General features: G+C 73.3%; 16 protein-coding genes. 3 read left to right on the forward strand and 13 right to left on the reverse strand.

Going from position 1 to position 26,501, the window contains the following annotated elements; genetic code table 11:
• Positions 1 to 11 precede the first annotated feature (11 nt).
• Positions 12 to 989, forward strand: coding sequence for an ABC transporter substrate-binding protein (locus GPA10_RS13485; protein ID WP_343040804.1), 978 nt, complete (start codon positions 12 to 14; stop codon positions 987 to 989).
• A 112-nt stretch (positions 990 to 1,101) separates the two neighbouring features.
• Here GPA10_RS13485 and GPA10_RS13490 read toward each other — a convergent pair whose 3' ends face one another.
• On the reverse strand, positions 1,102 to 4,182 hold the full coding sequence (locus tag GPA10_RS13490; RefSeq protein ID WP_157165707.1) for an NACHT N-terminal helical domain 7-containing protein: 3,081 nt from the start codon (positions 4,180 to 4,182) through the stop codon (positions 1,102 to 1,104).
• Positions 4,183 to 4,377: 195 nt separating this feature from the next.
• On the opposite strand from GPA10_RS13490, the gene GPA10_RS13495 reads away from it, so the two are divergent.
• Positions 4,378 to 6,915, forward strand: coding sequence for a polysaccharide lyase family 8 super-sandwich domain-containing protein (locus GPA10_RS13495; RefSeq protein WP_157165708.1), 2,538 nt, complete (start codon positions 4,378 to 4,380; stop codon positions 6,913 to 6,915).
• Positions 6,916 to 6,945: 30 nt separating this feature from the next.
• Here the strand turns inward: GPA10_RS13495 and GPA10_RS13500 are convergent, their stop codons facing one another.
• Genes GPA10_RS13500 through GPA10_RS13515 form a run of 4 tightly spaced genes read right to left on the reverse strand, consistent with a single transcriptional unit; the run spans position 6,946 to position 11,798 of the window.
• Entirely contained in the window at positions 6,946 to 8,070 is a 1,125-nt protein-coding gene (locus tag GPA10_RS13500) for an XdhC family protein (RefSeq protein ID WP_343040780.1), read from the reverse strand.
• Positions 8,063 to 10,210: a xanthine dehydrogenase family protein molybdopterin-binding subunit gene (locus GPA10_RS13505; RefSeq protein ID WP_157165709.1), complete on the reverse strand. Its 2,148-nt coding sequence runs from the start codon at positions 10,208 to 10,210 to the stop codon at positions 8,063 to 8,065. Before GPA10_RS13505 ends, GPA10_RS13500 begins: the two co-directional genes overlap by 8 nt.
• The gene (locus GPA10_RS13510; RefSeq protein ID WP_157165710.1) at positions 10,207 to 11,217 is read right to left on the reverse strand and encodes an FAD binding domain-containing protein; all 1,011 of its coding nucleotides are present in this window, start codon (positions 11,215 to 11,217) and stop codon (positions 10,207 to 10,209) included. Before GPA10_RS13510 ends, GPA10_RS13505 begins: the two co-directional genes overlap by 4 nt.
• Positions 11,214 to 11,798 (reverse strand): (2Fe-2S)-binding protein, encoded by a 585-nt coding sequence (locus tag GPA10_RS13515; RefSeq protein WP_157165711.1) that lies wholly within the window; start codon positions 11,796 to 11,798, stop codon positions 11,214 to 11,216. The genes GPA10_RS13510 and GPA10_RS13515 overlap by 4 nt, the downstream gene beginning before the upstream one ends.
• A gap of 336 nt (positions 11,799 to 12,134) precedes the next feature.
• On the opposite strand from GPA10_RS13515, the gene GPA10_RS13520 reads away from it, so the two are divergent.
• On the forward strand, positions 12,135 to 12,713 hold the full coding sequence (locus tag GPA10_RS13520) for a TetR/AcrR family transcriptional regulator (protein ID WP_058852802.1): 579 nt from the start codon (positions 12,135 to 12,137) through the stop codon (positions 12,711 to 12,713).
• Here GPA10_RS13520 and GPA10_RS13525 read toward each other — a convergent pair.
• The 8 genes from GPA10_RS13525 to GPA10_RS13560 form a co-directional block, all read right to left on the reverse strand.
• Complete coding sequence (locus tag GPA10_RS13525; protein ID WP_157165712.1) at positions 12,710 to 19,234, reverse strand: non-ribosomal peptide synthetase; 6,525 nt, start codon at positions 19,232 to 19,234, stop codon at positions 12,710 to 12,712. The two genes, GPA10_RS13520 and GPA10_RS13525, sit on opposite strands and share 4 nt — an antisense overlap.
• Before the next feature lie 124 nt (positions 19,235 to 19,358).
• Positions 19,359 to 20,297, reverse strand: coding sequence for an amidohydrolase family protein (locus GPA10_RS13530; RefSeq protein WP_157165713.1), 939 nt, complete (start codon positions 20,295 to 20,297; stop codon positions 19,359 to 19,361).
• Complete coding sequence (locus GPA10_RS13535) at positions 20,294 to 20,542, reverse strand: hypothetical protein (RefSeq protein ID WP_157165714.1); 249 nt, start codon at positions 20,540 to 20,542, stop codon at positions 20,294 to 20,296. The genes GPA10_RS13530 and GPA10_RS13535 overlap by 4 nt, the downstream gene beginning before the upstream one ends.
• On the reverse strand, positions 20,539 to 21,537 hold the full coding sequence (locus GPA10_RS13540) for an amidohydrolase family protein (RefSeq protein WP_157165715.1): 999 nt from the start codon (positions 21,535 to 21,537) through the stop codon (positions 20,539 to 20,541). The genes GPA10_RS13535 and GPA10_RS13540 overlap by 4 nt, the downstream gene beginning before the upstream one ends.
• Positions 21,534 to 23,066, reverse strand: coding sequence for an AMP-binding protein (locus GPA10_RS13545; protein ID WP_246259090.1), 1,533 nt, complete (start codon positions 23,064 to 23,066; stop codon positions 21,534 to 21,536). The genes GPA10_RS13540 and GPA10_RS13545 overlap by 4 nt, the downstream gene beginning before the upstream one ends.
• Before the next feature lie 2 nt (positions 23,067 to 23,068).
• The gene (locus tag GPA10_RS13550) at positions 23,069 to 24,796 is read right to left on the reverse strand and encodes an aspartate aminotransferase family protein (RefSeq protein WP_157165717.1); all 1,728 of its coding nucleotides are present in this window, start codon (positions 24,794 to 24,796) and stop codon (positions 23,069 to 23,071) included.
• On the reverse strand, positions 24,768 to 25,424 hold the full coding sequence (locus GPA10_RS13555) for a GNAT family N-acetyltransferase (RefSeq protein WP_058852795.1): 657 nt from the start codon (positions 25,422 to 25,424) through the stop codon (positions 24,768 to 24,770). The genes GPA10_RS13550 and GPA10_RS13555 overlap by 29 nt, the downstream gene beginning before the upstream one ends.
• Before the next feature lie 90 nt (positions 25,425 to 25,514).
• Positions 25,515 to 26,468 carry a fatty acid desaturase family protein gene (locus tag GPA10_RS13560; RefSeq protein WP_157165718.1) on the reverse strand — a complete coding sequence of 318 codons (954 nt, stop codon included), beginning with the start codon at positions 26,466 to 26,468 and terminating at the stop codon, positions 25,515 to 25,517.
• Between the last annotated feature and the right edge of the window lie 33 nt (positions 26,469 to 26,501).

Genomic DNA, 26,501 nt, shown 5'->3' on the forward strand with positions numbered 1-26,501 from the left:
CGTCCACCGCCGTGAGCCGCCGCACCGCCCTGACGCTGGCCCTCACCTCCGCCCTCGCCCTCACCGCCACGGCCTGCGGCACCCCGGACGACGAAGTCGGAGCCCCGGCAGGGCGCGCCGAGCCCGGCGGCGCGAAGGGCACGAAGATCAACCTGGGCCCGGACCAGAGACGCGTCCGAGCCAGAAAGGTCGACGCCATCGCCCGGCTCGTCCCCGAGAGGATCCGGGCCCGGGGCACGCTCGCCGTGGTGGGCTCCGCGGAATCGGCGCCGCCGCTGACGTTCTACGCCACCGACGACAAGACCGTCATCGGGGTGGAGACGGACATCGCCCAGATCGTCGCCGACGTCCTCGGGCTGCGGGTCCGCCTGCACGTCGTGGACTGGGCGAACATCTTCGTCGGCCTGGACAGCGGCAAGTACGACGTGGGCTTCAGCAACATCACCGTGACCGAGGAACGCAAGGAGAAGTACGACTTCGCCACCTACCGGCTCGACACCATCTCCTTCGAGGCGAGGACCGGCCGCGGCTGGAAGGTCGAGGGGCCGAAGGACGTGGCGGGCCGCACGGTCGGCGTGTCCTCCGGCACCAACCAGGAGAAGCTGCTCGTGGACTGGAGCAAGCAGAACGTGAAGGCGGGCCGCGAGGCCACGGAGATCAAGTACTTCCAGAACACCAGCGACTACTACCTCGCGCTCGGCTCCGGCCGCCTCGACGCCTATCTGGGGCCGAACCCGGTCGCCGCCTATCACGCCACCACCACCGGCAAGACGGAGATCGTCGGCACGTTCTCCGGTGCGGGCGACCGGCTCCAGGGCAAGATCGCCGCCACGACGAAGAAGGACAACGGCTTCGTCGAGGCGCTCCACGAGGCACTGGAGCACCTCATCGAGGAGGGGAGCTACGGCCGCGTCCTGGAGCGCTGGGGGCTCACGGCCGAGGCGGTGCCGTCCTCACAGGTGAACCCGCGGGGCCTGCCCAAGACCTGACCGGCCGCCGGAAGGCGCACGTCGCCTCCCGGAGCGCCGCCGCCCGGTCGGCAGCCTCCCGGAGCGCTGCCGCCCGGAGCGCTGCCGCCCGGAGCGCTGCCGCCCGGAGCGCTCAGGAGCCGTCGACACTGCGGGCGATCTTGCTGTAGAGCCGGGAGTGATGGGTCTTGACGTGATCGTGGATCTGGTCGACGAGCCCCATGGGGGCCTCGTCGAGCAGGCGTCCGAGGACGACCAGGGACTGCTCCGGACTGAGCTGGGGCAGATCCCGGTCGAGCAGGGCGATCAGAAGGGGCACGAGCCGCCGGACGACCCCCACCGACGGGGTGAGGACCCGGAAGGCCCCGCCGATCCGTGCGTACAGGTCCTGGATCTCCGTGACGGTCAGTTCGGAGCCGCCCTGCAACCACAGTCGCAGCAGGTCGTGGGCGGTCGAGGTGGCGGGCCGGGTCCCCTCGCCGCTGAACGTGGTCACCAGCGGCCCCAGTGCCTCGAACAGCGGCCGCAGCGCCTGGAGCGCCACCCCGTCGTTCGTCCCGGCGGACACGTCCATCTTGTGCCAGATCTCGTTCCAGTACGTGCGGTACCAGACGGTGTGCCCCTCCACCCGGGGGCCCCGGAAGAGCCAGTACGCGTCCACCGGCTCCGCCGGTCCGACCTCTTCCTGCGCGACGGCCACTTCGAGGTCCCGGTCGTCCCCCACCCTGACGCGCCGTACGCGCAGCGCGATCGCGAGGTCGGTCCACTGCGCCTCGTTCAGCGAGGACCGCCACAGCAGCACGTGCCGGTGCCAGGCGCCGCCCGCGTCACCCGTCGAGGGGAACAGCGCGCCGGCCGTCGTGCCGCCGGTCAGGAGGAGGGCGAGGACCACGAGGTTGGCGTTGTAGATCCCGTGCCGGGAAGCCACCCTGACGCGCCGCGGAAGATACGCCGCATACGGCAGCTCGGCCCGCAGCTCCCGCTCCCCCATGGCCCGTACGACGAGCAGCGCCAGCGTCTCACGCTCCGACGGCGACAGCCGTTCGACGCGGGCTCGGGCGAAGCGGAGCATCTGCCGGGAGGCGAGCGGCGCGAAGGAGAGCAGGGCGAACATCATGTCGTCGTTGAGGGGCTCGCCGCCCATCGACAGGGCCGGGCGGTGGGCGAGGAGCCCGGACAGCAGGCGCACCGCGAGCCGGACCGCCAGATACTCGCCGAAGGTCGCGTGCAGGAACTCGTACGTGGACAGCGTCCTGCCGTCCCTGATCGACTGGGCGCGCTGCACGAAGAAGAAGCGCCCGAGGGCGACCTCGGCCTGCCCGAGGGGCGAGCGCAGCCCGAAGGCGCGGGCCGGGGCCCGGCCGAGCAGCGCCGACAGGTCCTCGTCCAGCTCGGCCGTCGACACCCACTGGCGCCGCCGGTTCAACATGGCGAAGGCCACGAGGGAGAGCCGTTCCAGTTCCTCCTCGACCCGCTGCTCCACCTCGTGCGCGGGGATCCGGGTGTCCTTGCCCACCTCCCGCCGGGCGAAGGAGCCGAGCAGCGCCTCGTACAGCTCGGCCTCGTCCAGGGGGCGCAGGTCCTCGCCGCGCAGGTCGTTCCCCGCCGCCTGGTAGAGCGCGAGCATGGTGAGCAGCAGGGGCTGCCCGGCCAGGGCGCGGTGCGGCGCGACGGCGTCCCAGGTGAGCGGCGGCAGGCCGAGGGCCCGGAAGTTCAGGGCGTTGGTGAGGTTCCAGCGCTCGATCCAGACCTGGATCTGCTCCTTGCGGAACGGTTCGAGGCGCAGCGCGACGGTGCCCTGCGGGTAGCGCACCCGGTCGGCGACCGCGGTACGGCTGGTGACCACGGCCAGGACCGGACGCCCCTGCTCGGCCTCCCGCTCCTGGAAGCGGGCGACGCGTACGAGGAAGTCGTTCTGGTGCACCCCGGTGGTCTGGAGCAACTCGTCGAAGCCGTCGAGCAGGACGACGGGCACCGCCGCCCCCGCGGAGCGCACCAGATCGGTCCAGGTGGCCTGCTCCCCGGTGGCCTCGCGGACGGCCTGCTCGATCTGGTCCTGGATCTCGTCGTCGGCGCGGACGTCGCGCAGCGCCACCCGCACCGGCAGGAAGCCCGCCGACGGGAGCCTGGCCGCGAGGATGCGGATCAGGACGGACTTGCCCGCGCCCGGCTGGCCGAGCACGAGCAGCGGTGCCGCCGTCAGGCCCTCGGAGGTCAGCGCGCCCGTGAGGTACTCGGTGAGGTCCTGCCGCACCGGTGCGGGCGCCCACCACTCCTCGTCCGCCGGGCTGCGCTGCCCCTGCACCGCCCGGACCCGGAAGTCGGGGTCGAGATAGGCCTCGGCCAGGGCGGGCACCTGCATGCCCTCGGGGGTCTCCTGGGCGTCGAGGATGCGGTGCTCCAGGGCGGAGCGGTGCGCGCGGCAGAGGGCGCCCGCGACGTCCACCGGCGGGCTGTGCCCCGCCGCGCTCGCGGTCAGGAGCGACTCCAGGCCGGCGAGGGCCCTGCGCAGCTCGGCGCGGGTGGCCCGGTGCTCCATGCGGCCCGACCAGTAGCGGAACTCCGGCGCTTCGAGGACGAGGCGGGCGTACAGCGTCTCGTACTCGGCGAGGGCGAGGCGCGGCACCGTCGTGCACACGGTGGCCGTCGCCTCCTCGCGTGCCGTCTCGTCGAGGCGCTGCCACACGTCGAGGCCGTGCAGGAAGTCGTGCGTCCGAGTCGCCAGGTGCCGGTACCAGTCGTGGAGCCTGCCGACGTGGTCCTCGTAGGGGAGGTGCGGCGCGGGGTGCGGCGCGTCGACCTGCGCCAGGGTCTCCGTGAGGCCCGCGGCGGAGGGGGGCCGCCCGCCCGCCACGACGAGCTGCTCCCCGCGGGTGAGTTCCACCTCGTCCAGGGGGAAGGGCAGCTCCGCCCGCTCCAGGGAGTCGAAGAACGCGAGGACGACGATCACGGTGTGGGCCGCCTCCAGGACCCGGGTGCGCTCCACCCGTCCTTCGGTGCGGCGCAGCCGCTCGCCGAGGCCCCGTGCCGCATCGCGGCCGAGGCCGAGGACGCGGCCCCGCGCGTCGAACATGCCGACCACGCCGCTGCTCAGCCCGCCGGTCCCCAGATTCAGCGCCCCGCCCAGCACCCGGTCGAGCGCCGCCATCGCGGGCGGATCACCGCCGAGCAGCACGAGGGCGTCCCCGAACGACAGCAGCTTGCGGCGGCCCACAGTCCCCCCATGGCGTGTGCGGCACGGACTTGGCTGCCAGCCTGCCACGGACGGAGCAGCGAGGAGCCCGGTTCGCGGCGCGTCCGTGCGGTCCGCGCCGACGGGGCGCGGGGCTCGCGCGAGCCCTCTTGTTGCGGTTCGGGGCATCTGCTTGACTCCGCCGCCGGAACGCCACCTCATGGGCGGAGGAATCTGATGGACATCACCCGCAGACGTCTGCTCACCGCGCTGGCGGCGACGGGCCTGCCGGCCGTCGTCCCGGTCGGTCCGATGAGCGCGGCCAGGGCCGCGGGGGGCCTCGCGCGGCTGCGCGCCAACACGGAGGCGGTGTTCGCCGGGACGGCCGAGTCCAACGCCCGCCCCGAGGCCGCGACGAAGATCGCCGCCGTGGAGCGGCTCGCGCGGACGCATCTGGAGGCCATGGACACGGCGGGAGAAGGCGAGCTGTTCGCCGGTCTGCCGCTCGGCAGCGACGACGCGAACCTGAACACCGCCTACCGCCGTCTGTACGAGACCGCCCTCGCCACCCGCACACCCGGCGGCGGCCTGCACGGCGACACCGGTACCGCCCGCCGTGTCGTCGACGGCCTGGCCTGGCTCCACGAGCGGTACTACGGCGATCAGTCCAAGGGCTACTACGGCAACTGGTTCCACTGGGAGATCGGCATCTCCCAGCACGTCAGCAGGACCCTCGTGCTCCTGTACGACGAGGTGCGCGCCCACCGCCCTGACCTCGTGCGCACCTATGTGGCCTCGATGGACGCCTATCTGCGCAACGGCACCGACGGTGACGTGAACCTGGACTCGCGCTTCCACACCGGCGCGAACCTCGCGGACATCACGACGAACCGTGTCCTCCAGGGCGCGCTCCTCGACGACGGGGCCCGCGTCCGCAAGGCCCTCACGGACCAGCTCACGGTGTTCGTCACCGTCGACCCCTACCACCTGAACCACGGAGTCACGGACGGCCATTACGCCGACGGCTCCTTCATCCAGCACGCGTCCGTCGCCTACACCGGTTCCTACGGCAAGGGGCTTCTGACGCGCGTCGTGCAGACGTTGCGGATCCTGGACGGCACCGGGTTCACGCACGGCGAGAAGCTGGTTCCCGTCGTCCACGGGTGGGTGCGGGACGGATTCGCGCCACTGATCTTCGAGGGCTGGATGATGGAGATCGTCAAGGGCCGAGCGGTGTCGCGGACCGACTCCGGCTACACGGACACCGCGGCCGTGGCCGAGGCCGTCGTCGACCTCTCCTCACTCGCGGACGGTGCCGCCGCCACCGCCCTGAAGGGGTACGTCAAGCATCTGCGGGAGACCTCGCACGCACCGCTCGACCCGGCCCGCTTCGTCTCCCCCGTCAGTGTCGCCCGCTACGCCGACATCGTCGCCGACGCCTCCGTGCCCGCGGCCGACCTCAACCCCGCCGCGCGCAGTGTCGCCTTCAACGCCATGGAGCGGACCGTGCACCGCAGGCCCGGCCACGCGTTCGCGCTCGCCCGCAACTCGGCGCGGATCAGCAAGTACGAGTACATGAACGGCGAGAACCTCATGCCGTGGTTCCAGGGCGAGGGCGCGCACCACCTGTATCTGACCGGGCAGGACCAGACGGCCGCCCACGGCGTGGACTTCTACACCACGGTGTCGCCGTACGCGCTCGCCGGGGTGACGGCGCCCGTCGAACAGCGGCGCACGGTACCGGATCTGTACGGCAAGCCGTACTACGACAACCCCGGTCATCCGCTGCGCTTCACGTCGTCGTCGGAGTCCCAGAACCGCTATGTGTACTTCCCGCGCGGCACCCACGCGCACTCCGGGGGCGTGGTGCTCGGGGCGTACGGCACGGCCGCGATGGTGCAGTCCGACGACGCCGCCTTCGCCGACCGGGAGGTGCTGCCGGACGACTTCGTGGTGCACCGAGGCGCGTCGGCGACCAAGTCGTGGTTCCTGTTCGACGACGAGATCGTCGTGCTCGCCGCGGGGGTCGGCGACGCGGCGGGGCGCGCGGTGACGACGACGGTGGACACGCGGATCGCGGCACCGGACGACGAGATCCTGCTGACCGGTGTGCGCCGTGCCGGCGGCGCCTGGTCCGGCACGGGCTCCGCGGAACTGCTCTGGCTGCGGTACGCCAACCGCACGCGCGGCGAGGCCGTGGGCTATCTCTTCCTCGACACGCCCCCGGTGCGGGTGGGCCTGGAGCAGGTCACGCGCAGCCGCCGCGTGGTGCGCACCGCCAACCCGGACACGCCCGTGACGCGTCAGGTCTTCGGCGTGGGCGTCGACCGGGCGGCCGGGGCCGGGCCCGACAGGCTGGCGTACGCCCTGGTCCCGCACGCGACGGCGGCGCGACTGCGGGCCTACGCGGACGGGCCGCTCAGGGTCCTCGCGAACTCTCCGCGCACCCAGGCCGTCGCCCATCAGGGCCTCGGCCTCACCGCCGTCAACACCTTCGCCCCGGGGCCGCACGACGTGGGGGCGCTGCGCGTCACCGGTCCCGCGTGCGTCCTGGTGCACCGGCAGGAGCGGTCCAGGACCCTGCGGATCGCCGTGTCCGACCCGACCATGGGGCGGGACCGGGTCGGTGTCCTGGTGCGGGGGCGACGGCTGCGGGTGGTGACCGCGGACCCCGGGGTACGGGTGCGCGGTGTGGGCGGGGGCACGTGGGTCGACGCGGACACCCACCACGCGTACGGGCGGAGCCTCACGGTGACGCTGCGCGGCGGGCGGTGAGGCCCGGCGCCGCCGCCCACGGCCTCGGCGTCAGGCGGCCACCGTGTCGTGGTGGATGGGCGTGTGCGCGCCCCGCAGCGGCACCCCGGTGCCGCCGCGCCGGGTCGCGACGATCTCCGCGGCGATGGACAGGGCGGTCTCCTCGGGGGTGCGGGCGCCCAGGTCGAGGCCGATGGGCGAGTGCAGCCGGGCCAGCTCGGCGTCGGTGGCGCCCGCGTCGCGCAGCCTGCGGTCGCGGTCCTCGTGGGTGCGGCGCGAGCCCATCGCGCCGACGAACGCGACCGGCATCCGCAGCGCGCGCACCAGGACCGGCACGTCGAACTTGGCGTCGTGGGTGAGCACGCACAGGACGGTCCTCGCATCCGTCGCGGTGCGCTCCAGATAGCGGTGCGGCCACTCCACGACGACCTCGTCTGCCTCGGGGAAGCGCTGCGGGGTCGCGAACACCGGCCGGGCGTCGCACAGCGTCACGTGGTAGCCGAGGAACTTGCCCGCGCGCACCAGGGCCGCCGCGAAGTCGACGGCGCCGAACACGACCATGCGGGGCGGCGGCACGCTCGACTCGACCAGCAGGGTGAGTCCGCCGGGGCAGTGCGCGCCGTCCTCCGACACCTCGACGGTGCCCGTGCGGCCCGCGTCGAGCAGCGCCCGCGCCTCGGCCGCGGCGGTGCGGTCGAGGACGGGCGCGCCACCGAGCCGGCCCTCGACCGCGCCTGCGGGCCGTACGAGCAGTGACCTGCCGAGCAGGTCGCCGGGGCCGCGGACGACCCGTACGAGCGCCGCGGTCTCCCCGGCGGCGGCCGCGGCGAGCGCGGCCGTGTGCACCGGGCGGTCCGGGGTGTCCACGCCCACCGGGGTGACCAGGATGTCGATGACCCCGCCGCAGGTGAGGCCCACGGCGAAGGCGTCGTCGTCGCTGTAGCCGAAGCGTTCGACGACGCTTTCGCCGTCCTGGAGCGCCTGGGCGCACAGCTCGTACACGGCGCCCTCCACGCAGCCGCCGGAGACGGAGCCGATGACCGTGCCCGCACGGTCGACGGCGAGGGCCGCGCCGGGCGGGCGCGGGGCGCTGCCGCCGACCGCCACGACGGTGGCGACGGCGAACTCGCGGCCCTCCTCCGCCCACCGGCGCAGCTCGTCGGCGATGTCAAGCACGTGCGGTTCCTTCCGGTGCGGCGCCCGCCGCGAGCACCCGGTCCGGCCGGATCGGCAGGGCGCGGTGGCGTACGCCGGTGGCGTGCCGGACGGCGTTGGCGATCGCCGCGGCGGCGCCCACGATGCCGATCTCGCCGATGCCCTTGATGCCGACGGGGTCGTCGGGGTCCGGGTCGTGCACCCAGTCGGCCTCGATGACGGGCACGTCGGCGTTGGCGGCGAAGTGGTAACCCGCGAGGTCGCCGTTGGCGAGGCCGCCCGAGACCCGGTCCCTGAACGCCTCCTCGTGCAGGGCCATGGACAGTCCCCAGATCATGCCACCGACGAACTGGCTGCGCGCGGTGAGCGGATTGACGATCCGGCCCGCGGCGAAGATGCCGAGCATCCGGCGCACCCGCACCTCGCCGGTGCCGACGTCGACGGCGACCTCGGCGAACTGGGCGCCGTAGGAGTGCCGTTCGCGCTCGGCGAGGGCGCCGACGGCCTCCGTGGTGTCGGAGCGCACGGTGATGCCCTCCGGCGGCAGGTCCGCGGACAGGGCGAGGCGTTCGCGCAGCTCGGACGCGGCGGCCATGACCGCCCAGCCCCACGAGCGCGTGCCCATGGAGCCGCCGGACAGCCAGGCCCGGCCGAGGTCGCTGTCGCCGATGCGCACCCGGACCCGCTGCGGGTCCGCCGCGAGGGCGTCGGCGGCCACCTGGGCGATCGCGGTGCGGGCGCCGGTGCCGACGTCGGCGGCGTTGATCCGGACCGTGAAGCTGCCGTCGGCCTCGGCGGTGACGGCCGCCGTCGAGGGGGCGACGCCCGCCGGGAAGGTGGCCGCGGCGGTACCGGTGCCGAGCAGCCAGCGGCCCTCGCGCCGGACGCCGGGGCGCGGGTCCCTGCCGTCCCAGCCGAAGCGGCGGGCGCCCTCGCGGAAGCAGGTCAGCAGCTCGCGGTCCGCGAAGGGCAGTCCCGTGACGGGCCCGACGGCGGGTTCGTTGCGGGCCCGCAGCTCGATGGGGTCGATGCCGCACTTCTCGGCGAGCTCGTCGAGCGCGGACTCCAGGGCGAACGAGCCGGGTGCCTCCCCCGGTGCCCGCATGAACGTCGGCGTGGGCACGTCGAGCGCCACCACGTGGTTGGCGGTGCGCAGCGCCTCGGCCTCGTACATGGCGCGGCCGAAGGCGCCGGTCGCCTCGACGAACTCGGTGAGGGTCGAGGTGAGCGAGATCCCGTCGTGGTCGAGGGCGCGCAGCCGCCCGTCGGCGTCGGCGCCGAGCCGGACGCGCTGCGCCGTGGGGCTGCGGTAGCCGGTGAGCGAGAACACCTGCCGGCGGGTGAGGACCACGCGGACCGGGCGGCCGACGACGGTGGCCGCCATCACGGCGAGCACGTTGTGCGCGCGGACCCAGCCCTTGGAGCCGAAGCCGCCGCCGACGTGCTCGGAGCGCACGCGCACGGACTCCGGGTCGAGCTGGAAGAGCGCGGCGAGGTCGTTGGCCGTCATCATGGTGCCCTGGCTGGTGTCGACCACTTCGAGCCGGCCGCCGTCCCAGCGCGCCATCGCCGCGTGCGGCTCCATGGCGTTGTGGTGCTGCTCCGGGGTGGTGTAGAGCTCGTCGACGACCACCGCGGAGGCGGCGAGTCCGGCCTCCAGGTCGCCCTTCTCCGTGACGGCGGGACCTTGGACGGTCGCTTCGGGGGTGTAGCGTCCGGGGTGCTCCCGGTCGAAGGCGACGTCGTGGGGCTCGGTGTCGTACGCGACCACCAGTGCCTCGGCGGCCTCCCTGGCCTGTTCGGAGGTCTCGGCGACGACGAGCGCGACGGGCGCGCCGACGTGCGGCACCCGGTCCCGCTGGAGTATCTCCGCGACCGGGTCGGGCCCCATGGTGCCGACGAAGTTCTCCTGGAGGCGGGGCGCGTTGCCGTGGTGCAGCACGGCGAGCACGCCGGGCATCTCCCGTACGGGTGCGTCGTCGATGGAGCGGATACGGCCGCGGGCGACGGTGGACACCACGATCCAGCCGTGCGCGAGGTCGGCGAACGGCACCTCTCCGGCGTAGCGGGCCTTGCCGGTGACCTTGTCGAGGCCCTCCACGCGGGTGCGTGCGGTGCCGACGGCGCCCGTGGTCCTGGTCGTTCCGGTCGCGGTCGTCATCGCTGCGCCCCTTCGGTCGGCTCGGTCCGGTCCGCCAGTTCGCTCAGCAGGGCCACGGTCACGTTGCGCAGCAGCGGCACCTTGTACGCGTTGTCGGGCAGCGGTTCGGCCGCGGCCAGTTCGGCGTCCGCCGCGGCGGCGAAGGCGGCGGCCGTGGCGGGGCCGCCGGTCAGCGCGCGTTCGGCCGTCCGGGCCCGCCAGGGCCGCGACGCGACCGCGCCGAACGCCAGGCGCACCTCGTGCACGACGCCGTCCCTGACGTCGAGCGCCGCGGCGGCCGAACCGATGGCGAAGGCGTACGAGGCGCGCTCGCGGACCTTGCGGTAGCGGGAGCGGGCGGCGACGGGCGCGGGCGGCAGGGTGACGCCGGTGATGAGCGCGCCGGGCGGCAGCGCGGTCTCGCGGTGCGGGGTGTCGCCGACGGGGAGGTAGAAGTCCTCCCACGCCAACTCGCCGGTTCCTGACGCCGTTTCGTAGGAGACGACGGCGTCGAGGGCGGCGAGCGCCACCGCCATGTCGGAGGGGTGCGTGGCCACGCAGTGCGCGGACGCGCCGAGGATCGCGTGGTTGTGGTGCACGCCCTCGCGGGCGGAGCAACCGCTGCCGGGCGTGCGCTTGTTGCAGGGCCTCGCCGTGTCGGCGAAGTAGCCGCAGCGGGTGCGCTGGAGCAGGTTCCCGCCGACGGTGGCCATGTTGCGGAGCTGGCCGGACGCACCCGCGAGGACGGCCTCGGCCAGGGCCGGGTAGCGGCGCCTGACCTCGGGGTGCGCGGCCAGGTCGCTGTTGGTGGCGGTCGCGCCGACGCACAGGCCGCCGTCGGCCGTCACCTCGATGCCGTCCAGGGGCAGTTCGGTCACGTCGACGAGCAGCGCGGGGCGCTCGACGCCGGTCTTCATCAGGTCGACGAGGTTGGTGCCGCCGCCGAGGAAGCGCGCCTCGGGGGCTGCGTCGAGCAGGGCGACGGCGCCGGCGACGTCGTGGGCCCGCTGGTATCCGAACTCCCTCATGCCAGGGCCTCCTCGGTCGGGACGGCGTCGGCCCGCACCTCTTCGGTGGCGCGTGCGACCGCCCCCACGATGGCCACGTAGGCCCCGCAGCGGCACAGGTTGCCGCTCATGCGTTCGCGGATCTCGTCCGCGTCCAGCGGTGGCGGCCCCGCCTCGGGCCGTACGTCGGCGGTCGCGGCGCTCGGCCAGCCCGCCGCGTGTTCCTCGATCACCGCGATGGCCGAACAGATCTGGCCGGGCGTGCAGTAGCCGCACTGGTAGCCGTCGAGGTCGAGGAAGGCCTGCTGCACCGGGTGCAGCCGGTCGCCGTCGGCGACGCCTTCGATGGTGGTGATCTCCCGGCCCTCGGCGGCGACCGCGAACTTCAGACAGGACAGTGTGCGGCGGCCGTCGACGAGGACCGTGCAGGCACCGCACTGCCCTTGGTCGCAGCCCTTCTTCGTGCCCGTCAGATCGAGGCGCTCGCGCAGCGCGTCGAGCAGAGTGGTGCGGTGGTCGACGGGCAGCGTGTGCTTCTCGCCGTTGACGTTCAGGGTGATGCCGCTGGACGTCTCGGTGGCGCTGGACGTCGGTGGAACCATGGTCGGCCTTCTTTCGCGGTGTACGGCGGGCGCCGGGGGTGCGCGGGGCACCGTGGTGCGGGTGACGCGGAAGGAGAGCTGGTGCGAGCTGGTGTGGTGCGTGCCGGTGTGCGCTGGTGTGTGCCGGGCGGGCGCTGGTGCGAGAGGGCGTGCTGGTGTAACTCAACAGGTGGCGGGGGGTGGCGGCCGCATGCATTCGGCCAAATCTGCCGCTATGGTGGAGTGCACTCAAACGGACATCTGTCCGTTTATGGCTCAAGAACCTAGCGGACAGTTGTCCGCTTAGCAACCCCGGTCCGCCAGGGCCGGTCACCTGGCGAGCATCGGAGGCGACGCGTGCGGGAGAAGAGAGAGGGCCCCCTGCGCTCCGACGCGCAGCGCAACCGCGAGCGCATCCTCGCCGTGGCCCTGGAGGAGCTGACCCGCTCCGGCGACGCCGCGCTGAGCACCATCGCGAAGAAGGCCTGTGTCGGCCAGGGAACGTTCTACCGCCACTTCCCGAGCCGCGAGGCCCTCGTCCTCGAGGTGTACCGGCACGAGGTGCGACAGGTCGCCGACGCCGCTCCCCGGCTCCTCCAGGCCCATCCGCCCGAGCGGGCGCTGCGGGAGTGGATGGACCGCCTCGCCCGGTACGCCATGACCAAGGCCGGCCTGGCCGACGCGATGCGCGCGGCGACCACCAGCCACGGCACGCTCAAGAGCGTGGCGCAGGGCCCGCTCACGAGCGCCGTCGCCCTGCTCCTGGAGGCCAACGAGGAGGCCGGCACCATCCGCCCCGGGCTCACCCCCGACGACTTCATGCTGGCGATCGCCGGACTGTGGCAGATCGACCCGCGACAGGAGTGGCAGCAGCGCGCCGCCCGCCTCCTCGACCTGGTCATGGACGGCATGCGGGCCGGCGCGCCGGGCCGCTAGGTCCTGTCGTCGACCTCGCTTCGCTGCTCGCTCACCCGCAGGGCAAGGGCGGCGACGGTGGGGGCCTCGAAGACCGCCCGGATGCCGAGGGGCACGTCCAGCGCGGCGCGGACACGGGACACCAGCTTCACGGCGAGCAGGGAGTGCCCGCCGAGGTCGAAGAAGCCGTCGTCGACACCGACGTCCGGTACGCCGAGGGCGTCGGCGAACAGGGCGCACAGCGTGGCCTCGGTCGGGGTGCGCGGCGCGCGTCCCGGCTGCCGCCCGTCGGCGTCGGCGTCGTCGGGCGCGGGCAGGGCCCGCCGGTCGAGCTTGCCGTTGGGGCTCAGCGGCAGCCGCGCTAGGGGGACGAAGGCCGTGGGCACCATGTACGCGGGCAGCAGGCGCGCCAGATGGGCCCGCAGCTCGGCCTCGCCCGGGGCGGGTTCGGCCGGTGCCGCGGAGAGGGGTCCCGCGGCGCTCGCGGTGCCGTCCGCGGCGGGGACGCAGTACGCGACGAGCCTGCGGTCCCCCGGCCGGTCCTCGCGCACGACGACCGCGGCCTGCGCGAGGCCGGGGTGGGCCGCCAGGGCGGACTCCACCTCGCCCGGCTCGATCCGGAAGCCCCGGATCTTCACCTGGTCGTCGGCGCGCCCCAGGTACTCCAGGTGGCCGTCCGCGCGCCACCGGGTCACGTCGCCGGTGCGGTACATCCGCTCGCCCGGAGCGCCGAAGGGATCGGGGACGAACCGCTCCGCCGTGAGTCCGGGCCTGCGCACATAGCCGCGGGCGAGTCCGGCCCCGGCCACGTACAACTCGCCGGGCACGCCCACCGGTACGGGCTCAAGACACGCGTCGAGGACGTAGGCGCGGCTGTTGCGGACGGGACGGCCGATGGGCGGGGCATCGCCGTCGTCGGTGGAGCGTTCGCCGTGCCCGGCGAGGTCGTCGGAGAACCACGCCGTGGTGTAGACGGTCGCCTCGGTCGGCCCGTACACGTTGACGATGCGGGCGCCCGGCGCCGCGGCCCGGATCCCGGCCAGGGTGTGCGCGGACAGGGCCTCGCCGCCCAGCGCGACGACGGCCGCGCCCAGGGTGACGTCGTGGTGGCTCACCAGCTCCGCGAGGGCCGACGGCACGGCGCAGATGAGGCTGCCCCGCCACCGCCCGCCCGCGAGTTCGCCGAGGGCCAGCACATCGGGGACGATCTCGACGGCGCCACCGGACAGGAGCGGCCCGAAGAGCTCGAAGACGGAGACGTCGAAGGTGAGCGGGGTGGCGGCCAGGGCGTGGGACAGCTGCGGGCGGCCCAGGGCCTCGCGGCCCCACAGGACCAGGTCCACGACGTTGGTGTGCGGGACGAGGACGCCCTTGGGGCGGCCGGTGGAACCGGAGGTGTAGAGGACGTAGGCGCCGTTGGCCGGGGTCAGGGGCGCGGTCCGGTCGCTGTCGCGGGGGCTGCCGAGGGTTGCGGCGGTCCCGCCCACGGCGGCGTCCGGCCCCTCGTCCACGTACAGGCGCGGCACGTCGTCGGGCAGCGCGCAGTCGGCGTCGTGGGCCGTCACGACACAGCCGGGCGCGGCGTCGCCGAGCATGAAGGCGATGCGGTCGGCGGGGTGGCGGGGGTCCACCGGCAGATAGGCGGCGCCGCTCTTCAGGACGGCGACGAGGGCGACGATCAGCTCCGCCGAGCGGGGCAGGGCGAGGGCGACGACCTGCTCGGGTCCGGCGCCCGCGGCGATCAGCCGGTGGGCCAGCCGGTCGGCCCGGGTGTTCAGCTCCGCGTAGGTGAGCCGTACGTCGCCGCAAGAGACGGCGGGGGCGTCGGGCGTGCTCGCCACCTGCCGTTCGAAGAGGTCCGGCACCGTGAAGGGCGGCACGGGCCGTCCGGTGTCGTTCCACTCCTCGAACAGAAGCCGCCGCTCCTTGGCTCCGAGGACATCGAGCCGCCCGATCGGCAGCCCGGGATCGTCGGCCGCCGCGCCGAGGAGCCGGGCGAGGCGGGTCGCCACGGTGTCCACGCTCTCGGGGTCGAACAGGTCGGTGCTGTACTCGAAGAACCCCGTCAGGCCCGCGGGCGCCCCGTCGTCGGTGAAGCGCTCCTCGATGTTCAGGAGCAGGTCGAAGCGGGCCGAACCCGGGTGCAGGAGGTCGGTGGTGACCGTGAGGCCCGCGGTGTCGAGGCGCGGCGCAGGCGCGTTCTGCACGACCAGGGACACCTGGAAGAGCGGGTGCCTGCCGATCGCCCGGGGCGGGTTGAGGTCGTCGACGAGGTACTCGAAGGGCACGTCCTGGTGTTCGTAGGCGTTCAGGGACACCTCACGGACCCGGTCGAGCAGCTCCCGGAACGAGGGGTTGCCCGAGGTGTCGTTGCGGATGACGAGGGTGTTGACGAAGAAGCCGACGGACCGGTCGAGGCCCTGGTCGGTGCGGCCCGCGATCGGTGAGCCGACGGGGATGTCGGTACCGGCGCCGAGCCGGGTGAGCAGCGCGGAGAGCCCCGCCTGGAGCACCATGAACAGGCTGGTGCCGGTGTCCTTGGCGAGCGCGGCAAGGCGCCGGTGCAGCTCCGCGTCCCAGGCCACGGAGAGGGTCTCGCCGCCGTAGCCGGGTGCGGCGGGGCGCGTCCTCGCGAAGGGCAGGTCCACCTGGTCCGGCAGGTCCGCGAGGTGGCGCCGCCAGTAGGCGAGCTGGTGGGCGAGAGGGCTCGCCGGGTCGTCGGGGTCGCCCAGGAGCGCGCGCTGCCACAGGCCGTAGTCGGCGTACTGGACGGCGGGTTCGCGGGGGTGGAGCGCATCCGCCCCGGTGGTCCCCGGCGGCGTCCTGCGTGCCTCGTAGGCCGCCATGAGGTCCTCGGCCAGCGGCGCGAACGACCAGCCGTCGCAGGCGATGTGGTGGACGAGCAGGAGCAGCACGTGCTCGGTGGCGCCGACCCGGAACAGCGTCGTGCGGAGGGGGATGTCGGCGGCCAGGTCGAAGGGGTGGCCCGCGGCGGCGGCGAGCGCGCCGGGCAGTGCGGCCTCGGTCGTGACGGTGACGTCCAGCGGCGGCCTGGCCCGCTCCGGCGCCAGGATGTGCTGCCGGGGCTCGCCGTCGTGCTCGGGGAAGACGGTGCGCAGGGACTCGTGCCGGGCGACGAGATCGGCGACGGCCGCGCGCAGGGCGGGCACGTCGAGGTCGCCGGTGAGGCGCAGCGTCCAGGGCACGTGGTAGGCGCGGCTCGCGCCCTCCAGGCGGTGCAGGAACCACAGGCGGCGCTGGGCGTGGGACAGCGGCAGCGGGTCGGGGCGGGCACCGGCGCGCAGCGCGGGCCGGGGGCGCGGGGCGCCGGGTGCGCCGGAGGCGCCGGCTGCTTCCAGGTGGGCGGCGAGCGTGGCGACGGTGGGGTGCTCGAACAGGACGCGGATGGTGAGTTCCGCGCCGAGCCGGGTGCGGACGCGCGCCGCCAGGCGGGTGGCGAGGAGCGAGTGCCCGCCCAGCGCGAAGAAGTCGTCGTCGATGCCGATGCCGTCGACGCCGAGGATCTCCGCGAACAGGGCGCACAGGATCTCTTCGCGCTCGGTGCGCGCGGCGCGCGCCGACTGCGCCTCGACGACCGGCGCGGGCAGCGCCGCCCGGTCGAGTTTGCCGTTGACGGTCAGCGGAAGCCGCTCCAGGAGCACGACGGCCGACGGCATCATGTAGTCGGGCAGCCGCTCGCGCAGGTGCTCGCGCAGCGCCGCCGTGAGCTGTCCGCCGCGGCGTGCGGTCACCGGGCTGGTCGCGTACGTCAGCGGGTCGCCGGGCGTGCCGTCGGGCTCGTACGCCTCCAGGACGGCGTCCTGGTCACCGGCGCGGTCATCGCTGTCAGGACCGTCGGCGCGGCGTACGAACAAGGCGTCCACCGCGTCCGGGGCCGTGGCCGCCGGGGCGACCGCGACGCGGTAGCCGAGGTGCTCCCCGAGGCGGTGCAGATCCTCGGGTTCGACGCCGTGGGGCTCCTGCGCCAGGGCACGGTGGACATCGGCGACGGTGGCGCCGTTGTCGAAGGCGCGGGCGGCGGCGGTCTCCTGGGCGACGCGGCGGTTGGGGACGCCGAGCACCCGCAGCCGGGCCGGGACGTGGCCCTCCAGGTACGCGCGCAGGGCGCCGGTGTCGGGCACGTCGTCGCCGAACCGCAGCCGTGTGTCCGCCGCCGGGACCTTCTCGACGGGGTTCTTGTGCAGGACGGCGTCGTAGCGGTAGCGCGTCATCTCGTTGTGCCGGGTGCCGCGCCGCACCTGGATGTCCACCGCGCCGACCTTGTCCTCGCGGGCCGCGAAGGCGTGGAAGAACTCGGGGGCGAGCAGCAGTTCCTCCTCGCGTACGAGGGCCCGTTCGACGGCGTGACGCACGGCGGCGCGCTCGGCGTCCGGGGCGGCCCTGCGCAGCTGGACGGCGGTGCCGAACGCGCGCAGGGTGCGCAGGTCGCGTACGTCGCCGACGAAGACGGCGCCGCCGGGCGCGGTGAGCTCCAGGGCCTTGCCGAGGACGTCGAGGAGGTAGTCGGCGCTCGGGAAGTACTGGAGCACGGAGTTGATGACGACGGCGTCGAAGTGGCCGCCGGGCAGCCCGGTGGTGTCGTGCGCGGCCTGGTGCCGCAGGTGGACCCGGCCGCGCAGGCGGGTCCTGGCGGCGATGTCGCGGCGCAGGTCGGCCAGGGCGCGGCCGGAGATGTCGGTGCCCACGTACTCCTCGCAGTGCGGTGCGAGAGCGGCGAGCAGCAGGCCGGTGCCGGTGCCGATCTCCAGGACGCGGCGGGGGCGCAGGTCCCGGACACGGCGCACGGTGGCGTCGCGCCACTCCCTCATGTGGTCGGGCGCGATGGGCCTGCGGTCGGTGTAACTGTCGTACCAGCTGGCGAAGTTCTCGCCGAACGCGGGCCGCGGGGCCGCCCGCCGGGCACCCGTGCCCCGGGCGCCCGCCGCCTCGGCGCTGCCCCCGCCACCGCCCGCGTACTGCGCGTCGAACACCTGCTCCCAGTCCCCCACCTGCCGTGCCGCGGTGCCGTCCGCCGTCGCCGCGTCCGGCTCGCGGCGGAACTCCGGTACGACGTAGGCGACCAGGCGCCGGTCACCCGTCGTGTCCTCGCGGGCGACGACGGCGGCCTGGCGGGCGGCGGGGTGTCCGGTGAGGGCGGCCTCGATCTCGCCCGGCTCGATGCGGAAGCCTCTGATCTTGATCTGCTGGTCGGCGCGGCCGAGGAACTCCAGGTCGCCGTGGTCGGTGCGGCGCACGACGTCACCGCTGCGGTACATGCGGGCGCCGGGCGCGCCGAACGGGTCGGCGAGGAAGCGCTGGGCGGTCAGGTCCGGGCGGCCGAGGTAGCCGCGCGTGACGCCGTCCCCCGCGACGTACAGCTCCCCCGCCGTGCCGGGCGGCACGGGCCGCAGCGCCTCGTCGAGCACGTACAGGGCCAGGTCCCGGATGCCGGTGCCGACGCGGCTCGGGGCGCCCGGCACCGCGTCCGCGGCGGTGAGCCGGGTCACGGTGGTGTGGACGGTCGTCTCGGTGATGCCGTACATGTTCACGAGCACCGGGGCGTCGTCGCGGTGGCGCCCGTACCAGGGGGCCAGCTTGCCGAAGTCGAGTGCCTCGCCCGCGAACACCACCAGGCGCAGGGCGAGTGCACCGGCGTCCGCGCCGCTCGTCCGGTCGGCTTCGAGGAGCGGGTAGAACGCGGACGGCGTCTGGCTGAGGACGGTGACCCGTTCGGCGGCGAGCAGCGCCCGGAAGCGCTCGGGCGTCCGGCTCGTCTCGTACGGCACGACGACGAGCCGGCCGCCGTGCAGCAGGGCGCCCCAGATCTCCCACACGGACACGTCGAAGGCGTAGGAGTGGAACAGGCTCCACACGTCGTGCTCGTCGAAGGGCAACTCGTGCGCCGTCCCGGTGAACAGCCGGACGACGTTGTGGTGCGAGACGACCACGCCCTTGGGGCGGCCCGTGGACCCGGAGGTGTAGATGACGTACGCGGCGGTCCCGGGGGTGAGGGGCGCGAGGCGGTCGGCGTCGGTGGGGTCGGTGTCGGGGCGCACGGCCAGTTCCTCGGCGGTGCCGCGGGCACCGAGCACGAGGCGGGGGACGCCTGCGCCGACGTCCAGCGGGTCCTGGCTGACGAGGAGCACCGGGCGGGCGTCGGCCAGCGTCCGGTCGACGCGCTCCCGCGGGTGGTCCAGGTCGAGCGGCAGATAGCCGGCGCCGGTCTTCAGGACGGCGAGGATCGCGACGACGGCGTCCAGCGAGCGCGGCAGGGCGAGCGCGACCAGGCGCTCGGGGCCGGCGCCGCGGGCGAGCAGCGCGTGCGCCAGGCGGTTGGCGCGGGCGTTGAGGGCGGCGTAGTCGAGATGGTCGCCGCCGAGGCTCAGGGCCGTGCGGTGCGGGTGCCGGGCCACCTGGGCCTGGAAGAGGTCCGTGAGCACCGCGGCCCGCTCGCGCGGGTCGTGGGCGACGGCCCGCCGCCGGTGGTCAGAGCGTGCGTCCTCCGCTCCCGTGCGAGCGCTGTCCGATCCGGTGATAGCCATTGCCCAGCCCCTTGGTCGCTCGCTCGCCGACGCCGTTGCGTTCTGTCGTGTCTGACCGCGCTCGTGCCGTGTGTGCCGTGGGTGTGCCGCCGGTCGCCGTCCGGGCCCGCGGGCCCGGGGTGTGTCAGACGGGCGGGCGGCTGCCCGGCGCGAGGACGCGCAGGAGGTTCTCGCGCAGCAGCAGCTCCCGGTCCGTCCTCGACACGCCCGCGAAGACCGTCGGCCCGTCGACGACCTCGGCGATCAGGCCTTTCAGACCGCCGTTCAGCCGGCCGAGCGGCCAGTCCGTACCGAAGATGATCTTGTGGTTGATGCCCGTCCTGAACAGCCGGTTCAGATGCTCGGGCCACGAGGCGAGGCTCGGGGCGCTGGCGAATCCGCCGGTGTCGACGTACACGTTGGGCCGGTACGCCGCGAGATAGGCGCTGGTCTCGACGTGGGTGAGCCCGCCGTGGCCGAGGACGAACGGGACGGTGGGGAAGTCCCGTGCCGCCCGGTCGACGCGCATCGGGTGCGCGGGGTTGTAGTCGAGGCTGCGGGCCGTGGGTCCGGTGTGCACGAACACCGGCAGCGCGCGGGCGGCACAGATCTCGTAGTACGGGTAGAGGCCGGGGTCCGACGGCGAGTAGCCGCACGGCGGGTACAGCTTCACGCCGTCGAGGCCGTAGGCGTCGACCATGTCCTCGAAGTCCCGCACGGCCTCGGGCCCGCGCCGCGGGTCCACGCCGATGTACACCCAGAACCGGCCGGGGTGGCGCTGTCTGATGTCGTGGTGCAGCCGTGCCGCCTCCGCCGGTTCGGCGGTCCCCGCCATCCGCAGGCCGAAGTCGGGCACGAGCAGCACGGCACGCTCGACCCCGGCCGCGTCCATCTCCTCGACCAGGCCGTCGGCGAGGTGGTCCGCGTGCTGCGCGGCGAGGCCGTCGGCGATCCGCCCCGGCTTCGGGGCGGCGCCCATCGAACCGAGGCGGCACGCCACGTTGCTCGCCACGTCCTCGACGAAGGCCCGCGGGATGAAGCGGCTCGACGCCACGTGGCAGTGGCCGTCGTACACCCCGGTCATCCGACGCAGTGCTTGATGAGGCCCTGGATGCTGACGCCGTGCGTGGGGTCGTAGGTGGCGAAGTCGAACTCGGCGTCCGCCTGTTCCTCCAGGTACGAGATGAGGCCGACGACGGCCATCGAGTCGAGCAGCCCGGTGTGGCTCAGGTTGGTGCGCGGCCCGATCACCGTCTCCGACTCCCCCTCGATCCACCGCTCGACCCACTCGACGAGCAGCTTCTCCAGCTCCGCCACATCCGCGCTCATGCCCGGCCTCCCCGGTCCGTGATGGTGTTGCTCTTCTTGTCGTCGCGCGCGTTCCCCACCAGGCGGAGGCTGTTGCCGCCCATGATCATCCGGCGGTCGGCCTCCTTGATCCCGGCCACCGCGGGCTGCCCCTTGGCGAAGGCGGCGACAAGCCCTGTCAGCGACTCGGAGAGCCGGTACGACGGCCAGCAGGTGCCGAAGAGGATCTTGTGGCCGAGGCCGAGCCGGAACAGCCGGTTCAGATGGGCCTGCCAGCCGTCCGCCGCGAGGACCGAGTGGAACTGGCTGATGTCCAGATGGACGTTGGGCCGGTGGGCGCACAGATACGTGGCCTCGTCGACATGGGTGACGCCGCCGTGCCCGAGGATGAAGTTCACCTCGGGGAAGTCCCTGGCCGCCTCGTCGAGCAGCAGCGGAAGGCCGTACGCGAAGTCGAGCGGCCCCCAGCCGGGCCCGGTGTGGCTCAGCACCGGCAGGCCGTGCGCGCGGGCCACCTCGAAGTACGGGTAGAGGCGGCGGTCGCTCGGCGAGTAGCCGCACAGCGGGTACAGCTTCAGACCGGCGAAGCCGTACTCGGTGACGCACCGCTCGAACAGGTCGATGCCGTCCTGCCCCCCGCGCGGGTCCACTCCCCAGAACACCCGGAAGCGGCCCGGGTGCCGGCGGTTCACCTTGTCCAGGTGTCCGGCGAGTTCGGGTGGTGTCAGGGCGCAGCGCGCCACGTGCGAGTAGTCGGGGACCACGAGGAACGCCTCGTCGACGCCCGCCTCGTCCAGCTCCGCGACGAGCCGGTCCGCGTCGTCGTCCTGGTGCACCGAGAGCACCCGGTCGAGCATCCGCTCGGGCCGCACCGTGTGGCCGTACGCGGTCAGGCGGTGGTGTGCGTTGGCCGCCTGGTGCTCCAGGAACTCGCGCGGGATGGCGAGTTGGCTGCCGAGCTGGACCTGTGCGTCCACGATCGGGTGCCCGGGAAGCACGGTCCCTGCGGCGCTCATCGGGTGCCTGCCGCCCCGGCGGCGGCGTCCGGGTCCGGGTTCCGGTCCGTGGCCGCCGCGATCCGCTCCGCGAAGTGCTCCGCCGCCCGTGCCCGGCTCAGCTTCATGTTGGCCGTCATGAAGGCCGGGTCGGCCCGCAGCGGCGTGGCGGAGAAGACCAGGGACATCACCCGCTCATGGGCGTCGAGCGCCGCGTTGACCTCGTCGATCCGCTTCTCTATGCGGGCGCGCAGCGCGGCGTCGTCGGGGTCGGACGGGGTGACGAGGGCGCCGAGCCGGTTCGACTGGGGCGTCGGCACCACGACGATCTCCGTGATGCCCTCGACACCGGCGAACGCGGCCTCGATCTCGGCCGGGTGCACCTTGCGTCCGCTGCCGAGCGCGATGACGTCCTTCTTGCGCCCGATCAGGGTGAGGAAGCCGTCCTCGTCCAGGCGGCCGTAGTCGCCGGTGAGGATGGAGCCGTCGGGGCGGAAGACGTCCGCGGCGGACGGATCGCCGTCGGTGTCGAAGTAGCCGCGGCCGAGCGGCGCGTCCCGGGTGATGATCACCTCGCCGTCGTCGAGGAACGTCACGGACTCCGGGTCCATCAACTGCCCCACGGTGCCCACGCGGTGGCGGTCGGGCGTGTTCCAGGCGACCATGCCGGTCTCGGTCAGGCCGTAGGCCTCCAGGAGCGCCACGTCGCGGCTCCAGTACCCGTCCAGGGTCTCGCGGCGGATCGGCGCCATGCCGGTGATCATGAAACGGATGCGGCCGCCCAGGAAGTCGGCGAGCGAGGCGTCGCCGCCGGACTTCACATACAGCTGGAGCGCGGTGTCGTAGAAGACGGGCGGGCCGATGAGGAAGGTCGGGCTCTCCTTCCGGACCGCCTGGAAGACCCGCTGATAGGGCGCGAGCACGAGGTCCGCGCCCAGCCACAGGCAGAGGTAGACCGACAGGCGCTGCTGGTTGTTGGCCAGCGGCAGGAAGATCAGGTGCCGGTCGCGCTCGGTCATGCCGAAGGCGTCGATGAAGCGGTTGATGACGTACTCGGTGCCCTTGACGCTGATCTCCACGCCCTTGAGCCGCCCGGAGGTGCCCGAGGAGTAGACCAGGCTGTGCACGTCGTCGACGTCGATCACCACGGCGCCGGGGGCCGCGGCGCCCGGTGCGGGGGCGCCGCCGGGGCGGACGACGGCGGGCGTGTCGGCGGGCACGGGCTCGTCCGCGATCAGCAGGGCGAGGCGGTGCTCGGCGATGAACGCGCGCGGGTCGTCGATCTCGGTGGCGTCCCCGAACGCCTTGAGCCGGGCGCCGGTGGCGAGGGCGGCGAGGTCCCAGGAGAGCCAGTCGAGGCTGTTGCCCGCGCGGATCCCGATCACGTGGCCGGGGCGCACGCCGGCCGCCGTGAGCTGGTCGGCCCGGGTGCGGGCGAGCGCGGTCAGCTCGGCCTGGGTCGTCTCGCGCCGCTTGCCGGAGATGTCGACGTCGACGACGCGGGCGGTCGTGTGGTGGCTGGAGCGGTCCAGGAGGCCTGCGAGGTTCATGCTCACGTGTCGGCCGACTTCCTTCCTTGGGCGGCCAGTTCGGCCGTGAGTGCGGTGATCAGTGCGTCGAGTCCGGAGCCCGCGAGGAACCCGATCCGGCCGCCGAGCAGGTCTTCGTACGATCCGCTGTCGGTGTCCCAGGTGACGCGCGCGTCGAGCCGGCTGCCGCCCGGCGCGGCCGTGACGGTGGCCCGGCGTTCGAGGGTGTGCCACAGCCAGTCCGCCTCGGCGCTCGCGCGCACGCCGTCGTCGAGGAGTTCGGTCCGGTCCGCCCAGACCACGGCGTCGCCGCCGAGCCGACCGGCGAACTCCGGTGCGCGGCCCGCCGCGGCCGGGGAGCCGCTGTCGGCCGCGAAGGGGTCGAGGAGCCGGGGCCGGGAGTGCAGGAGCTCCAGGACGTCGGCGGGCGGGTACGGCAGCAGCACGGTCCGCGTCACCGGTGACAGTTCTGCCGCGGGGAGGCCTTCGGCGGAGGCGGGCGCGGACGCGGTCCCGGTGCCGTCGGCCTCCGCGAGGATGCCTTCGAGCACCGAGAGCCCCTGGTCCAGGTCGGCCTCGGAGATCACCATGGGCGGCTGCACCCGCAGCACGTTCGCGTGGTAGAGCGAGTACGTGGAGGTGACGCCCTCTTCGAGGAGGCGGCCGAGGACGAACCCGGCGGTGGCGCCGTCGGTGAACTCCAGGCCGTGCATCATGCCGAGGCCGCGGTGTTCGGCGACGATGCCGCAGTGGCGCTCGGCGGCGGCGCTCAGGCGTTCGTCGATGGTGCGGGCCCGCTCCTTCACGCCGGTGAGGAAGGCCTCGTCGGAGGCGATGGCGATGCTCTCCAGGCCGACCCGGCACGACAGCGGGTTGCCGCCCAGGCTGGAGCCGAAGGTGGAGGGCAGCACCCGCAGGACCTCCCACACCTCCTTGGTGCCGAGGACCGCCGACAGGGGCAGCACGCCGCCGCCGAAGGCCTTGCCCACGCACACCAGGTCCGGGGTGACGCCGAACTGCTCGTACGCGAAGAAGGTGCCGCAGCGGCCGAACGCCGTCTGCATCTCGTCGAGGACGAGCAGCGCGCCCGCCTCGGTGCACAGCCTGCGCACCTCCTGGAGGTAGCCGGGCGGCGGCACGATCACCCCGGCCTCCGCCTGCACGGGTTCGAGGAGCACGGCGGCGACGGTGTCGTCGAGTGCCGCGGCGAGCTCGTCGAGGTCGCCGAAGTCGACCTGCCGGAAGTGCTCCATGAACGGGCCGAGCAGCTCCCGGTGTTCGGGCCGGTCGGAGGCGCTGAGCGTGGCGAAGGTCTTGCCGTGGAAGCAGCCGCGGGCGCTGATGACGCCGGGGCGGCCGGTCGCGGCGCGGGCCAGCTTGAGGGCGTTGTCGATGGTCTCGCCGCCGCCGTTGGCGAGGTAGGAGTACGGCAGGCGCTGGCCGGTGGCCTCCGCGAGGCGGGCGGAGAGCCGGATCTGCACCTCCTCGAACATGATCTTCGTGCTGTTCAGTACGCCGGTGTCGAGCTGTTCGCGCACGGCGGCGACGACGCGGGGGTGGGAGTAGCCGAAGGACTGGTTGCCGTACTGGTCGAACAGGGCGAGGTAGGGCGTTCCCCGCTCGTCGTCGACGACGCGGCTGCCCTTCCCCTCGCCCTGGACGCCGCAGCCCATGACGAAGGCCATTTTCGCGTAGGCGGGATGATTGTGGGCCGCCTTGGTCTCAGCCAGCTGCTGGCGCCGTGTCCGCATTCTCCGCCTCCTTGGCCGTGTAGCTGTCGTAGTCGCCGAAGAAGTACTGGAGCAGCCTGCTCTTCCGGCCTTCCTCCGTGCGGGCCCTGCGCACCGCTTCGGTGACGTCGAGCGCGGCGACGAGGCTGAGCGGCGCACCTTTGAACCGGGTGTCCTCGTACGGTTCGTGCAGGGCGAAGAAGCCGATTTCCTTGTAGAAACTGCGCAGCCCTTCGGAGTCGTCCACGAAGAAGTCCCCGAGTATGTGCGTCATGTCGTGCTCGCGGGCGCTGTGGATGACGGCCTCGCGCATCAGTGCCATGCCGATCTCGCGGTGGCGCATGGACGGCAGGGTCATCAAGTGCCCGAATTCCACGAGGCGGTTGCCCGCGCGCAGTTCCGAGATGTCCACGGTGTCGTCGCAGGGAAGTCCGGCCGCGGAGTCCGGCACCACCTTGACCGTTCCCGCGGCCGTGCCGTCGACATATCCGAGGATGTACTCGGCGTGCGCGTCGAACCGGTCGAACGTCGCCGCCGTGTCGCCTGCGTCGGCGAGACGGCCCTGGTCCGCGACGTAGACGGCCTCACGAAGCCGCAGCACATCGGCGTGTTCGGCCTCGGTGCGCGCCACTGCGAAGGTCAGCTCCACCTACTGCTCCTCTCACGGGACGGACGGTTCACCGGACAGGCGGTGCTCCGAAAGGACGGTGCTTCGGACGGGCGGCGCTCCGGCGCCCGCTCACTTGCGGAGCAGCTTTCCGAAGTATTCGAGATAGCCGCGGTTGTAGTAGCGGATGCGACCGCGCACCTCGCCGTGCAGATCGGGCAGCCGCTCCAGCGGCAGATTCGGCATCAGATGGTGCTCGACATGGTAATTGTTGCCGTTCGTGAACCACGTCAGGACGCGATTGGAGCGGATCGTACGGGTATTGGCGAACGGGTCCCGGTCCAATACCTCGCAGCCGAAGTGCTCGGGGAGTTCGATGAGGGCGTGCACGGGTCCCGCAACAAGCACCAGCGGAATCAGCCATACCCACAGAACGACCGCCGAACCCAGTGCGAAGGATATTCCGGTGAGCGCGAGCACGGCGGCCAACGCGATGAAATGGTCCCGCCGGATACGGCGTGACACCCGGACGCTCTCCCCCTCGAATTCCCGGCCGAGCAGCGACCGCCCGAGATTCTGCAGGAACAGCCAGTAGTGGTGGGCCATGGTGAATCTCACGGTCCAGTCCACCGCCGTGCCGAACGTCGACTTCTCCCTGTCGCCGTACTGGTCCCCGTAGTCGAAGAACTCCCGGTTCTCCGGCGTGCCGAGATCGCGGTGGTGGCGCATGTGCGCCGCTTTGTAGGCCGCGAAGGAGATCAGCATCGGAATTCCGAGGACGACGCCGGTGACGGTGTTCGCCCTGCGGCTGCGGTACGCGAGATTGTGGAGCGTCTCGTGCTGGAGTTCCGCGGCGTGCGCGAGCATGCATCCGATGAGGACGACACCGGTGATCCGGCACCACAGGACCGGTTGCAGGACAACGACGACTCCGACCGCGGTGAGGACCGCGCAGAGGGCGAATTTGAGGGTGAACACCCACCCGCGGGGCTCCGTGCGCAGGTGTTTCAGTGACGCTCTGAGAGCGGTGGCCTCCTGAGGATTCCGTACGGCCGGGTCGACGGCATCGCCCGCGGTCAGATCCATCGTGTTCCCTCGATTTCGCAGTAGCTTTCCCGG

It is taken from the genome of Streptomyces typhae, assembly GCF_009755605.1.
In the GTDB taxonomy this organism is placed as follows: Bacteria; Actinomycetota; Actinomycetes; order Streptomycetales; family Streptomycetaceae; genus Streptomyces; species Streptomyces typhae.